Below are 13,058 nucleotides of genomic sequence, written 5' to 3'. Positions count from 1 at the left end.
CCTTAAAAAGCTTGTTACTAATTTTAAATTAGTTATATCCTTTATTAATCTGCGCTATTAGTAGCGTTATCCATGTCGTTGTCATCGTCAGCACTTTCATAGCCATTTTCGTATGCGTCTTCATAAACATCTTCATAGGCATCTTCATAAGCGTAGTCATAACGTGCGTAGCGAGCCTGCTCTAATCTTTGTTTTTGTTGATGCTGCTCGGCAAGCCAAGCGTTGCCATCAAGTGCGGGCTGCGAGTTTGCGCCAAATGTTTGCGTCAGTAGTGGAGTTAATGGACTACTCTCAAAGCTGCGGCGATCATAGCGTACTTGGTTCAATACAGTCGTGTTTGAGCCTATCAAGTCGCCACCGAAATTGATCCGTTGCTGCTTGCCCAATAAATCATCTGAGCTATCAAGGTAGTAGTAATTCACTTGATTAAAGGAGATAGGGAAGATCGCTTCTACCAGCTGCAATAAGGCACCGACATCAGCGCTTTGATAGCCCTTGTTGTAGAGCTGTATTTTATCTATTGCCTTTTTTAGCATAGCGTTATCTGGGTACTGAGCAGGATTAGCGTCGACATATTGTTGTAGCGACTGGCTCATATATTTGAGCATTTTGCCGATGATCTCGCCTGTTTGCTTGCTACCAAAGTTAACTTTGACTGCTCGCGCGGCGCCCACTTGTTTTGCAAATTCATCTTCTCGAATATCAACGGCGCTGAAGTGTTCGGGCGCCAACTCTGCCATGCTTGCCTGCATAGCATTGATAGCAGCGTCATAGATGACTGCAGTTGGCACTTGAGAAGTGATAGCCTCAGGTAAACCAAAGTCCACCGTATGCGCTGTCATCTGCGTCGGCGTATCCTCAGGATTGGCTAAAGCCACCAGCGGCATGATAAGCGCTGGATCTAAGGTGACTTTACTGGTATTGAAATCTAAAGCTAACGGCAACTGCACCGATGAGCTAATAGTAGGTGCAGCGTAATCGTAGCTGTAGACGATCTTAAACTGGCGCTGTTTTGGTAGATATTGACTAACGCTATTAAAGGTCAAATATTTATACTGATAAGCGTTGGTAGCTGCGACTTGCTCGGGGGTTTTATGCAGCATATCTAAAACCATACTGATAGCGCCAGGAGAGGATTTGACCGGATTGGCTGCAGGGTTGGTTGGTTTAACCTTCTCGCTTTGTTTGGCCGCTTGCAGTGCTTCAAAATCTGCCAACCACTGTTTTGGATTGTTACTGGCTATACGCGCGCGCAAGCTAGTATCGCGGCTGCCATTGTTATAACCCTCTGCGGTTTCACCGTAGTAATCATAGCCTTCTTTGTCATAGCCCTCCTCATCAAACCCGTCATAATCGTAGCCGCTGCGATCATAACCGTATTCGTCATAACCATCGATATCGTAGCCATCGCTATCATACTCATAACCATCCACTTCATAAGCGACTTCAAAGTCAGCCGCTGCGCTCACTGCATCTGCAGCGGTTTCGTTATGGCTTTCATAGTCGTTATAGTTATTATAGTCATCATAGTCATCATAGTCATAATCGCTATGATTTCCGTAATCATCATTCTCTTGCGCTTCGCGATGGCCGTAGACTTCAAGAATCGTTCTGAGTAACCCTGTCGAGCCAGCATCGATACTATCGGCATCGATAAAAGGCACGGCATTATAGTTAGCCTGTGCCACCGCGACATGACCAGTCGCTAAATGTTGACGAATAGCACTTATTAAATGCCGTTTGGCTTGGCTATCACTATTAGGGAAGCGGGTTTGATCGAAGAGCCGCTCATAACGCTCGTCGTGCGCTTGTAGGCTTTGATTAAAAGCTTCACTTTGTGCTTGCATAACCGCAGGGTCGACAACGCTAAAATCGATGAGCGCAGCGGAGCTGTGATTAGAGCTATCTAACGACTTATTAGACTGACAACCGCTCATAACCGCAGCGCTACTCGCTAATAGTAACGTATAACTGGCGCGCGATAGCCATTTGCGTTTGGTACGCTGCAGATGCGCCATCGGCATAGAAATTGGCATCAACTTTAGCATTGAAAGTGAATATGGTGATTTCTTGTGATGAATAACTGACATAAAAATCCCTTTTTTTGTTTTAAGTTATCTAGTGCTATACAGGGTTGCTACCATTTGCTTCGGTTAATTTAGCTCCATTGTAGTTGCTTGATACAAGAAACGTTACGATTGAGCAACATATCAACAAGTTTAAGGGATATTACGAAAAAAAGGAGATATTTATTCAAAAAAACATTAGGGACACGCCCTAATTCTGTTCATACAAAAATTGGCTAAATCATCCCTAGAACTAATGTTTGATTTTATTTATCTTAACGCTTTATAGTTGTGGTAGGATTTGTTAGTACTTTTACATCTGCGCTTATTGGTCAGTTGTCATTTTATCACTCGTATCTGAACCTTATTGACTATGTCTATATATCAGCTAAAGACTCAATTTCAAAATCAGTTGCGGCCTATCAGTGATGCCTTGGTAAGTTTTGGCGTGAGTGCCAATCAAGTCACTGTTAGCGCTATTGTGCTTAGTGCTGGTAGCGCTTATGTTATAGCCAATATAGCGCCGCAAGCGAATAATAACACCCTAACGAACAACCCTACTGAGCGAAATGCGCGTATCTGGCTCATATTACCTGTAGCGCTCTTTGTGCGTATGGCATTAAACGCCATCGATGGCATGATGGCAAAGGAGCACCAGCAAGCCTCAAATCTAGGAGCGGTGCTCAATGAAGGTGGTGATATAGTCTCAGACTATTTATTAATAGCGAGTTTGTCCCCGCATATACCTACCACTACTGGCAACAAGCTATATTTTAGTCCTAAGGCTTTACAGCTTCCACAGGATCTGTCTTCCGCCAAACTCTCCAATCACACTCATCTAAAGCTCATTAATAGCTTAAGTATGCTAACGGAAGTGGTGGCCATTAGCGCCAGTCTAACCACTGGTGAACGCGCCAATCATGGGCCATTGGGTAAAAGCGATCGAGCCTTTGAGTTAGGCGCTATTGGGTTTTTTATGGCCTTTGCTCAGCCTTGCGTTAATTGTATGGCTCATCGTCAGCCTCGTATTGGTTATATAAAGCCTTTATTTTTGCTCAATCAGCTATTACTCATCAAGACCTCGCTTAATCGCCTCGCTTTTATCGCAAAGTTTTACTTCAACCACTATCATCCGCCGCCAATAGCCAAGTCTGTCGAGGCCTCTTCCACCATTCGCTCACAAGGACGCGCTAATATGCCAACCGAACCTACTAATAAAGCTGAAAAAAACTCTGTCAAAGCATCAGCCAATACCGCTAATATATCAGCTCGTATTATCACTGAGCACAGCTGCTTTAATGCTTACGATGGTACGGCGCTCTATTATCGCTATTGGTTAACCATGCCATTAGCGCAATTGGCTAATCTATCTAAGCAACAGCCCGAGCAAAAGCAAGTCATCCTCTTGCACCGAGGTCATGAGCATTCGGGACGTTTAACAGAGTTAGCAGAGCGCTTTGTCCAAGCCGGTTATCAAGTGTTTGCTTGGGATGCACGCGGTAATGGGCGCTCAGGCGGTATCAAAGACCACGCCGATAGCGTTACAGAGCTTGAGCGCGACCTCAATGACTTTGTGACCTTAGTCACTCAGCAAACAGGTATTGGCTTAGAGGATACTGTGATCGTGGCCAGTAGTATAGGAGCGGTATTAACTGCCGCTTGGGTACACGATTATGCGCCAAATATTCGCGGTATGATCCTTGGCACGCCGGCGCTCAGCATCCGTCTATATATTCCCTTTGCGATTCCGGCTCTTAAAGTCGCGCGTAAATTTGGTTTGATGTCCAGAGTATCGAGCTATGTCAAAGCGCAAGTCCTGACCCATGATAAAGACGCGCAAGCCGCTTATAATGCAGACCCACTGATTTCAGGATCAATATCAAGTGACTTGCTTATTGACACTCATGCAACTGGTCAACGTCTGCTTGATGATGCTGGCGCTATTACCGCGCCAACTTTTATACTATGCGCGGGCAAAGACTATGTGGTCGACAAGCAAGCTGAACGTCAGTTTTATGAGCAATTAAGCTCGCCTAATAAGCGCTGGCAGCTATACCCAGATAGCTTTCATGCGATATTTCATGAGACTAATAAGGCTGACATCTTCGCTGATTGTATCGACTTTGCCGATAGCTTATTCGCGAACAGCACTGATAAAATGGATCTAACCGGCGCTCACCTCAATAGCGCCAGTAAAGATAAAGTCGATCGCCTTGCCCTTAAACCCTTTAACCCAAGCTTTGCTATGACCCGCTTTGCTATGCAAAAATTTGGCCATGTCAGCGATGCTATCGCTACCGGCCTAGAGCATGGTTTTGACTCTGGCAGCTCGCTTGACAAAGTCTATGCCAACGCGCCAAAAGGTAGCAATGCTTTTGGTAAAGCGGTCGATAAGTTTTATCTGAGCAATATCGGTTGGCAAGGGATTCGGATACGCCGTCAGCATTTGTTAGAGCTTGGGCGAAAGGCACTGGATCAGCGTATGCAAATCCTGACTACAAACAGCGAAACCGAAAATAATGAGTCAACGTTAAGTATTCTCGATATTGCTAGTGGTAATGGCTATTACGTTTTTGATTTATTAGCAGAGTATGAGCAACTACAAGCTGAGATGCGCGATTATGACGCGCACAATGTGCAAGTGATCACAAATAAGGCAGTCAAATTAGGCTTAGATAATCGGGTCAATGCGGTGCAAAAAGACGCTTTTGACGATGCCAGCTATAAAGATAATCAAGGCAATAATTTACCAAATGTCAAAAATAGTGCCGCAAACGCCTTCGATGTAGCAATCGCTTCAGGGGTGTTTGAATTATTCTCCGACAATACCTTGGTCAGTACTGCGCTCGCAGGTATAAATGACAGCTTAGCGCCTAACGGTTATTTGCTTTATACCAATCAGCCATGGCATCCTGAGCAAGAGTTTATTAGCAAAACCTTAAACAATCATCGCGGCAGTAGCTGGGTGATGCGCTGCCGCTCGCAAGCAGAGATGGATCAACTTGTCACGCAGGCAGGGTTTAAAAAGATTGATATGCGCATCGATCGCTTTGGTATTTTTACCGTATCTTTGGCGATAAAAGTGGACTAGTCTCCAATGAATAACGATAGCTTACTTGAGTCCAAACCTTATCAACGCGTGCAGCTATTCTCGGGTGGTGGCTACCGTTTTGGCTACTATTTAGGCAGTTACGCTGCTTTGTGTGAGTACGGCCTAAAGCCTGATTTGATACTAGCCACTTGCGGCGGGAGTCTAGCCAGCCTTTTAGTCAATATCGCCCCAGACCCAAAAGATCTAAAACTATTAATTGAGAGTAAGGCGCTCTATAACGTCGTAAAAGCCAGTCGGCATCGGCAAGATTTTACGCTAAGCGCAAAACAACGAAAACCTAGCTATTTTTATCAAGGGCTAAAACGCTTAGGACTATCAACAAGCGCTTCTAGGACTTTAAAATTACATCAGCGCGAAACTTATGACGAGCTGTTGGCAGAATTACATAATTTTGCCATGTTTGAGATTGCCGACGAGACGACTTGGCTAGATGAATTGATCCAGCTACAACCAAGCCTTGACATGAATGCTTCTCCTGATACTGCGATTATTGCTAGCCGTCTTGTGCCCACAGAGGACTCGCTAAAACAAACACCTCAAGCAAAAAACCTGCAGCTGGCGGCCAAATTACAAGAAGTGTTATTCACCCCAGCTCACCTGCGCGCTTGTATCGATAAGCAAACTTTAGCTTGCCCTACTCATCGCTATGCGCCATTAAGGATTAAAAAACAGATTCATCTCGTTACGGATTGTGATATTGCGCAAGCGGTCAGAGCATCGATGGCAGATATGTACTATCTGCAGCCGACGTTTATCGAAGGGCTGGGTTGGAGCTTAGGCGGCGTTATAGATTTGACACCTATCGAGTTGGCAGCTCAGTTTGGCAATAGCGTATTTGCTGAAACCAAAGCGGGCTATGATAAAGTACTGGCGGCACCTGCGATTCAGCGTATTTTTGGCTTTGATCCTAATGAAAGATTAGCTGAGGTTTTGTCCTTTAAGACTGATAAGAATAGTACTAACGATATTAAGCAAAATAATATTCATTGGTTGCCCTTCGCTGATAATGGCAAAGCCCTAGCCGGTCAACATGTACGTAAACGACTGAACATACGACAGGGACGAATTGATCTCATTCATGCTGATTACGACGACTTTGTCCAGCAAATGCAAGCGCAGTGGCACTATGGCTATCAGCGTACGCTTAAATATTTACAGAGAACTAATTTGGCTTAGTTATTTTTATCTCCTATAGAGCGCGTCCTCATTTTGAGAGGATATAAACTCTATCGTTAACTAAAATACCTGCTCGCTAGTCTCTACTCTAACTCGTTAAAAGGACGTTACGATGCTACCTTCAAAAATCAATTTTAACAGGGCTACTTTACTTCTAAGTAGTACCCTCTTGCTAGCAATATCTGCTCACGGCGCGGAAAACCGCCCAGTAGTGACGAATAACACCTCTATCAATACTAGCGCTATCAACTTAGCGGCTATGACTGAGAACCCAACCCTCATCTCTGAAACTCAGCGCGTAACTGCAGCTAAGTCAAATGCGGCACCCAACGCTTTGTCCTCTCCTGCTACCGCTAAAGCCGAACAAGCTATCTATTCAGGCGCGGCTATTCAGCATCCGTTATGGGCCAAAAACGGCATGGTCGCAAGCCAAGAAGCACTGGCCTCAGATATAGGGCTACAAATTCTAAAAGACGGCGGCAATGCTGTTGATGCAGCGGTCGCGGTAGGTTTTGCTTTGGCCGTGACCCTGCCGCGAGCCGGTAATATTGGCGGCGGCGGTTTTATGATGATTTATGATGCCAAGCAAGATAAGACCATTGCCCTTGATTATCGCGAAAAAGCGCCTAGTCGTGCGACGCGCGATATGTATTTGGATGCTAATGGCGAAGCGATCAGTGATTTGTCGCGTTATCACGGCTTAGCGGTTGGCGTGCCGGGTACCGTTGCCGGACTACTTAAAGCGCTTGAGGATCACGGCACTATGACGCGCCAGCAAGTGATGGCACCTGCTATAGCGCTGGCAGCTGATGGTATTGATGTCACCGCAGGCTTGTCTGAATCTTTGGAGGCTTTAAAAGAGCGGCTACAAAAGTGGCCAAGTACCAAAAAGATATTCTTCAAACCTGATGGCAGTACCTATCAACCTGGTGAGCGTTTGCGTCAGCCAGAGCTTGCGCGCTCGCTACAGCTTATCGCTGATCAAGGCGCAGATGGTTTTTATAAGGGAGATACTGCAAGCAAAATCGTGAAAGCGGTCAACGCGGCTGGCGGCGCTATGAGCTTGCAGGACTTAGCAGATTATGAGGCCATTGCCCGCGAGCCTGTGACCGGCAACTACCGCGGCTATGAGATTGTTTCTATGCCGCCGCCGTCCTCTGGTGGCATTCATATCGTGCAAATCCTAAATATCTTAGAAGGCTATCCGCTAGGGGACTATGGGCAAAATAGCGCGCAAACGATACATTTAATGAGCGAGGCGATGCAACTGGCGTATGCTGACCGTGCAGAGTATTTAGGCGATTCTGACTTTGTCGATGTGCCGACTAGCGGACTGACCGCCCGTCCTTACGCTAATAAACTACGCAGCCTAATCGATCCTAATAAGGCCACGCCAGCGGCTAGTATCAAAGCCAATAACCCACTGCCCTATGAGAGCGATCAAACCACGCATTTTTCTATCGTTGATCAAGCCGGTAACGCAGTAGCCAATACCTATACGCTCAATTTCTCTTATGGCACCGGCCTTGTCGCCGAAGGTACAGGCATACTGCTCAACAATGAGATGGACGACTTCTCTGCTAAGCCTGGCACCCCAAACGCCTATGGACTTATCGGCGGCGCGGCAAACGCCGTTGAAGCGGGCAAACGTCCTTTATCTTCTATGAGCCCGACCTTAGTATTTAAAGACAGTAAGCCCTATATCGTCACTGGCAGTCCCGGTGGTAGCCGCATCATCACTACCGTTACCCAAATCATCTCTAACGTTATCGACCACGATATGAATATCGCTGAGGCCACGCACGCGCCGCGTATCCATGATCAGTGGCTGCCTGATGAGATTCGTGTTGAGAAAGCTCTCAATATCGATACGGTAAAAAAACTAGAATCTATGGGGCATAAAGTCAGCCCCAAAGACACTATGGGCTCGACTCAGTCTATTATGCTGACACCTACTGGGATTTATGGTGCTTCTGATCCGCGTATTGTCGATGCAGCGGTGGTTGGCTATTAGTGGTATCAAGCTATGAATGCGCCCTATAAAATAAACGTAACGAGCCCTCTTTACTATGCAGGTATAGAATGCAGGTATAGAAGGCTTTTGTCGTCGCTAATAAGTATAGAACACTCATACGTTTAGATGCGCTACTGGTATGCACTTTACTTATTTTCTATTTGCTTGCTGCTTGCTTCCTGCCTGTCTTTGATGCTGCGCAAGCTTTATTGAAAATTAAACCTCTCAGTCGTACGTTATCGTTTATAGTGTATTCACGATATGTTATCCATTTATCTTCTGAACTTCTTACGCCATCAATAGCGTTTGAAAATGTAGCTGTCAGTATCAAAAAATGCTATCATTAACGGCTGACACAAAAGCTGTCGCTATTGTATTAATAGCGCTTGTTGCGAGGTAAATTCCTGATAAGAAGCGCTATTTTTGATAAGAAACTCATTACGACGTGATGAACACAATAGCAAAATAGCACCTTTATCTGATCTCCAACTCGCTTTTCTCCTGGCTTTTAAGAGTACCCTATGGCATTTGTACACCTTGGCATTCATAGCGAATATTCTATTACTGACTCTATCGTGCGTATCAAGCCACTTATTAAGGCGGCGACGGCAGATAATCAGCAAGCACTAGCACTGACTGATTTATCCAACCTTTATGCGACAGTGAAGTTTTATCGCGGCTGTTTGAACGCTGGTATCAAGCCTATCATCGGCAGCGAAGTCATTATGGACGATGAAGACACGAGACTGACGTTACTGGCTATGGATAATGAGGGCTATCAAAACATCACTCGTATCGTCTCGCTGGGCTTCACCGAGGGCCGCGCTGATCCTGCCAATCATGGCACCCCTATCGTCAAGCGTAGTGACATCCTTGCTCATGCCGCCGGCGTTATTGTCTTATTTACTGAAAAATCTGATGTCGGACAGGCGCTTATTGGCTCTATGCCAGAGCGCGCAGATGAGCTCCTTGTTGAATGGCAGGCCAAATTTGCCGATCGCTTATACTTTGCAATAAAACGTACCAATCGCAGCGGTGAAGACGCGTTTATTCAAGCGGCTATTCATGCTGGCGCTAAGCATCGTATAGCACTAGTGGCTCACAATGACGTGCGGTTTTTGGAGCAAGAGGACTTCGATGCTCACGAAGCCCGCGTCTGTATCGCAGGCTCGTACGTACTGGCTGACCCTAACCGTCCGCGCTTGTATTCAGATGAGCAGTATCTAAAAACCCAAGACCAAATGGCGCAACTGTTTGCCGATATTCCGCAGGTGGTCGACAATACCATCCGCCTAGCCACCCGCTGTAATGTGACACTAACGCTAGGCATCAACGTGTTGCCTGACTTTCCTGTACCAGAGGGCGAGACCATAGAGTCGTTTTTTCGAGCCGAATCGCAGCGCGGTCTTGAGCATCGACTGGACAAGCTGTTTCCTGTGGCTGAGCGCGACGAGAGCTGGAGCGACTTTCGTAAGCAGTATGATGAGCGTTTAGAGTATGAGCTCGATATTATTTTGTCTATGGGGTTCCCCGGTTACTTCTTAATCGTTATGGACTTTATCCGCTGGGCAAAAGCCAACGGCGTGCCTGTCGGTCCGGGGCGTGGCTCTGGCGCTGGCTCCTTAGTGGCCTATGCACTGAACATTACTGACCTTGATCCCATCCATTATGACTTGCTCTTTGAGCGTTTTTTGAACCCCGAACGGGTATCGATGCCCGATTTCGATATTGACTTTTGTATCGAAGGTCGCGACCGCGTCATTGATTACGTGGCGCAAACTTATGGTCGTGAGGCAGTCTCGCAAATCATCACCTTCGGTACTATGGCGGCTAAAGCGGTGGTGCGTGACGTGGCACGAGTACAAAGTAAGTCGTACTTTTTGGCCAATAAAATGTCCAAGCTCATTCCTAAGACGCCTGGCATCACTCTCAGCCAAGCGCTAGAGCAAGAGCCGCAGCTCAAAGACTTAATCTCCAATCCAGACAATATGGACTATGAAGATGCCATCGAGATTTGGGAGATGGCGGTCAAATTAGAGGGCGTGTGCCGTAACGTCGGTAAGCATGCCGGCGGCGTACTGATCGCGCCGCATAGGATCACTGATTTTAGCGCTATTTATTGTGATGACGAAGGTCACCGTGTTAGTCAGTTTGACAAAGACGATGTCGAAGATGTCGGACTAGTGAAGTTTGACTTTTTGGGACTACGTAACTTAACTGTCATCGATGCGGCAGTGAAAAACATCAATGAGCGCCGCGCTCGTGAAGGTAAAGAGGCTTTAGTATTAGAAGATTTGCCACTAGATGACAGCAAAGCCTATAAACTACTTCAAGATGCCAAAACCACCGCCGTGTTTCAGTTAGAGAGCATGGGTATGAAAAAGTACCTAGCCAAGCTGCAACCGACGAACATCGAAGACGTCATCGCCATGTGCGCCCTCTACCGCCCCGGCCCTCTCGATGCCGGCATGGTAGAGATGTACATTGACCGTAAGCATGGCCGCGAAGAAGTCATCTACGATCATCCCAATCTTGAACCGATACTGCAAAACACCAACGGCGTTATTGTCTATCAAGAGCAAGTCATGCAGATCTCGCAGGTAATGGCCGGCTACAGTCTCGGCGGCGCGGATATGCTGCGCCGAGCTATGGGTAAAAAGAAACCCGAAGAGATGGCCAAACAGCGCGATATCTTTGTCACTGGTGCCACCGATCAAGGTATCGATGAGGTCACCTCAGGCGGTGTATTTGATTTGATGGAGAAGTTCGCCGGTTATGGTTTTAACCGCTCGCATTCTGCTGCTTATGGGGTGCTCGCTTATCAGACCGCTTATCTTAAGCAGTACTACCCTGCCGAATTTATGGCTGCGGTACTGACATCCGATATGAACAACACCGACAACGTGGTGTTCTTTATCAATGACTGCCGTGAAAACTTTGGATTGACTGTAGACAATCCATCGGTAAACCGCAGTGAATGGCACTTTGTCGCTGATACCCCGACCAATATTATCTACGGCCTAGGCGCAATCAAAGGCGTCGGAGAAGGCGCGGTTGAATCTATTGTCGAAGCGCGTCGCCTTGATGGACCTTTTACCGACTTATACGACTTTTGTCGCCGTGTCGATATTAAAAAGGTCAATAAACGCACACTTGAAGCTTTGGTCAGTGCCGGCTGCTTTGATGACTTTGCTGCTACGCTACGGCCTGACTTGCCAAGCGATGCCGCTTATGAGATACGCGGGGCATTGATGAGTCAATTGCCAAGCGCGGTGCAAGCCGCTGAGCAAGACCGCAAAAATGGTGAGCTTGGCATGATGGATCTGTTCGGTGAGATGGACAGCGTGGTTGCTGCGCCGCCGCTGAAAATGACGCCCGAGCTAATTTGGGGCGATAAGCACCGCCTAAAAGCTGAGAAGAATACTTTAGGCCTGTATCTCACCGGTCACCCGATTAATGAGTATTTAGATGAGCTCAAACGCTATACTTCAGGGACGCGGCTCAACAAACTCACTGACACCGGCTATAACGGTAGCTGTCATTTCGCGGGTCTGATTATCGACATGGCAAACTTTGGTAATCGCCATGTCATTACCTTAGATGATGGCACCTCACGGCTTGAGGTCAGCTGCTATGCTGAGCGTTTTAATCGCGTCAAAGAGCAGTTAAAAGTCGATGAGGTGGTCATCATTAAAGGCAGTATCCGTGAGCGTGATGGACGCCTATTTGCTCGCCTTGATAATGCGTTGACGATGGTCGATGCGCGTCTACGCTGGCTTAAAAAGATCAGTATCAAAGTGCACCATGAAGATCTTAATCTGCTTGCTCGCTTGCAGCCTTTATTAAAATCAGCACAAGCTGACATCATTCCAGCGCCAAGACTATCCCACTATGGCGAGGATGATGAGCTAGAGGGCGGCGCTCAAGACTATTACGATAGCGCTATGGGTGCAAGCTTATATGACGAGGACGGCAATGACCTTATGGCCTTAGATACAAATGCTGCTAATACTGCTGAAGATAACTTTACTTCTAATGATGGCGTCATAAATGACAACTGTACGCCGCTTGGCCTCAGCGTCTACGCCGATTATGGCATCGCCAATGTCGGCTTATCAGAGCATTGGCGCGTCTATCCTAATGATGATAATCTACAACAGTTGAAAACAATGATCAGTGATGACAACCTACATTTTCATTACAACTAAAACCTGTACCACTGATGGCAGTATAAGTCGTTAGTAAACTTAACTTAGTTCACTTTTTCTTACCCTTATTGGACCTTTTTATCATGACGGATGCTGAGTACAAAAACATTAACACGATTGGCGATAGCTACCACGATAGCGCTCACGCCATCATTGATGATGCCCAGTTCGAAGAGATGCGCGACTTACTAGAAGAAGACTTTGCCGATTTAGTACAGACCTTTGTCAACGACAGTAAACAGCGAATTGTACTGATGCAAGCGGCGCAAACCAATAACGATAATGCCAATGGCTTTGAATTTGCTCACGCCTTAAAGGGGGCTAGTGCTACTTTAGGCGCTACGCAATTAGTAGCGCTCAGCGAGCAGCTAGAGAGTGCTTGTCGTAGGCAGCAGATAAGCCACCAAAGTGAGCTAATTAAGCGCTTGTCAGCTGCACTTTTGGACGTCGAACAAGAGATCAACCAACGTTTAGGGCTATAG

At 46.6% G+C, this 13,058-nt stretch carries 6 protein-coding genes; 5 read left to right on the top strand and 1 reads right to left on the bottom strand.

Annotated elements, in window-relative coordinates:
- Positions 1-44: 44 nt before the first annotated feature.
- Positions 45-2,036, bottom strand: a complete 1,992-nt coding sequence (locus AAEY83_RS02935; RefSeq protein ID WP_025646939.1) for a hypothetical protein — start codon at positions 2,034-2,036, stop codon at positions 45-47.
- A gap of 478 nt (positions 2,037-2,514) precedes the next feature.
- On the opposite strand from AAEY83_RS02935, the gene AAEY83_RS02930 reads away from it, so the two are divergent.
- The 5 genes from AAEY83_RS02930 (at position 2,515) to AAEY83_RS02910 (ending at position 13,058) form a co-directional block, all read left to right on the top strand.
- Positions 2,515-5,157: an alpha/beta fold hydrolase gene (locus AAEY83_RS02930; RefSeq protein ID WP_198013375.1), complete on the top strand. Its 2,643-nt coding sequence runs from the start codon at positions 2,515-2,517 to the stop codon at positions 5,155-5,157.
- Between the two features lie 6 nt (positions 5,158-5,163).
- The gene (locus AAEY83_RS02925; protein ID WP_025646937.1) at positions 5,164-6,354 is read left to right on the top strand and encodes a patatin-like phospholipase family protein; all 1,191 of its coding nucleotides are present in this window, start codon (positions 5,164-5,166) and stop codon (positions 6,352-6,354) included.
- Positions 6,355-6,466: 112 nt separating this feature from the next.
- The gene (ggt, locus tag AAEY83_RS02920) at positions 6,467-8,368 is read left to right on the top strand and encodes a gamma-glutamyltransferase (RefSeq protein ID WP_025646936.1); all 1,902 of its coding nucleotides are present in this window, start codon (positions 6,467-6,469) and stop codon (positions 8,366-8,368) included.
- Positions 8,369-8,889: 521 nt separating this feature from the next.
- A complete protein-coding gene (gene dnaE / locus AAEY83_RS02915) occupies positions 8,890-12,576 on the top strand; it encodes a DNA polymerase III subunit alpha (protein ID WP_025646935.1) in 3,687 nt (1,228 codons plus the stop codon).
- Between the two features lie 83 nt (positions 12,577-12,659).
- Entirely contained in the window at positions 12,660-13,058 is a 399-nt protein-coding gene (locus AAEY83_RS02910) for an Hpt domain-containing protein (RefSeq protein ID WP_025646934.1), read from the top strand.

Origin of the sequence: Psychrobacter sp. TB20-MNA-CIBAN-0197 (assembly GCF_040309765.1) — a bacterium.
Lineage (GTDB): Bacteria > Pseudomonadota > Gammaproteobacteria > Pseudomonadales > Moraxellaceae > Psychrobacter > Psychrobacter submarinus.
The sequence above is the reverse complement of the archived record's forward strand: the minus strand, read 5'-3'. Positions and strand labels throughout refer to the sequence as shown.

Coding starts and splice junctions, on each gene's coding strand:
- ggt (WP_025646936.1), top strand. CDS start 6,467: ATGCTACCTTCAAAAATCAATTTTAACAGGGCTACTTTACTTCTAAGT.
- dnaE (WP_025646935.1), top strand. CDS start 8,890: ATGGCATTTGTACACCTTGGCATTCATAGCGAATATTCTATTACTGAC.
- AAEY83_RS02910 (WP_025646934.1), top strand. CDS start 12,660: ATGACGGATGCTGAGTACAAAAACATTAACACGATTGGCGATAGCTAC.
- AAEY83_RS02925 (WP_025646937.1), top strand. CDS start 5,164: ATGAATAACGATAGCTTACTTGAGTCCAAACCTTATCAACGCGTGCAG.
- AAEY83_RS02935 (WP_025646939.1), bottom strand. CDS start 2,036: ATGCCAATTTCTATGCCGATGGCGCATCTGCAGCGTACCAAACGCAAA.